The organism is Herbaspirillum sp. B65 (assembly GCF_000333555.1).
Taxonomy (GTDB): Bacteria; Pseudomonadota; Gammaproteobacteria; order Burkholderiales; family Burkholderiaceae_D; genus Herbaspirillum; species Herbaspirillum rubrisubalbicans.
Map to the genome: position 1 here is coordinate 1 of NZ_BADI01000951.1, position 1,423 is coordinate 1,423.

2 pseudogenes are annotated in these 1,423 nt (G+C 64.1%); both read right to left on the minus strand.

What is annotated here, in order from left to right:
* A pseudogene (locus I5W_RS22275) lies at positions 1-464 on the minus strand (potassium-transporting ATPase subunit B); the annotation flags it as partial.
* A gap of 61 nt (positions 465-525) precedes the next feature.
* Positions 526-1,423: pseudogene (gene kdpA / locus I5W_RS22280) on the minus strand (potassium-transporting ATPase subunit KdpA); the annotation flags it as partial.

Here is a 1,423-nt window from a genome sequence, read left to right on the forward strand (position 1 = left end):
GCCTTCACCACTTCGCATTGGCGTGCAGCGTTGGCCGCATCCATGCCACGGGTGTAATCAGCGCTGCGCAGCTTCTTGGCCAGCACGCTCTTCTTGACGCCGCGCAGGGCTGCGGCCTGGGCCTTGCTGCGGCCTTCGGCCAGGGCTTCGGCGAAGTTGGCAAACAGCACCGTGAACCACAGCCAGGCGGCAATGGCGAAGATGAAGCCAGCCGGTGCTTCGCCCTTGCCCACCAGGGCTTGGATGAACAGCAGCGTGGTCAGGATGCTGCCCAGGTAGACCACGAACATCACCGGGTTGCGCCACTGCACGCGCGGCGAGAGCTTGCGGAAAGAGTCGGCCAGGGCCGGCTTGACGATCTTGGGATCGAACATCCAGCGCGCAGTCTGCGCAGCGGACGGGATGGCATCGGCCGGTACGGCTTGGGTGCTGCCGGCCGGGGTATTGCTGGAAGAGTTCTTCATATGGGTATCCGTTGCGGGTTGCTCCACCAGGCGCTGCGCCTGGTGGAATCCTTCAAATCATTCACATCGCCATCATTTGCAGGTGTTCCACCACCGGTCCCAGCGCCAGCGCCGGAACGTAGGTCAAGGCACCTACCAGAATCACCGCGCCGATCAGCAGCGCCACGAACAGCGGACCATGCGTGGGCAGGGTGCCGGAGGTGGCGGCCAGGCGCTTCTTGGCAGCCAGCGAACCAGCCATGGCCAGCACCGGCACGATGATGCCGAAGCGGCCCAGCCAGGTGCACAGGCCAGTGGTGATGTTGTAGTACGGCGTATTGGCGGACAGTCCGGCGAAGGCGCTGCCATTGTTGTTGGCGGCCGAGCTGAAGGCGTACAGGATCTCCGAGAAGCCGTGCGCGCCGGGGTTGGCGATGCCGGCCAGCCCTCCTTCCACCATCACCGACAGGGCGGTGAAGATCAGCACCAGGGCCGGGGTCATCAGGATGGCGATGGACATCATCTTCATGTCGAACACGCCGATCTTCTTGCCCAGGTATTCCGGGGTGCGACCGATCATGAGACCGGCGATGAACACCGCCAGCACCGCGAAGATCAACATGCCATACAAGCCCGAACCGACCCCACCGAACACCACCTCGCCCAGTTGCATCTGCAACATCGGCACCAGGCCACCCAGCGGCGAGAGCGAGTCATGCATGGCATTGACCGCACCGCAGGAGGCAGCCGTGGTGATGGAGGCAAACAGCGCCGAGGCCGGGATGCCGAAGCGGGTTTCCTTGCCTTCCATCATGCCGGGGCCGGAAGCGTGCAGCGAGGCCAGCATGGGGTTGGGTTGCGACTCCGAGTACATCAATACCAGCGTCATGACCACGAACAACAATGTCATCGACGCCAGGATGGCCCAGTCTTGGCCGACGGTCGCCCACCAGCACGCCCGAAGCTGGTGCACAGCGCGC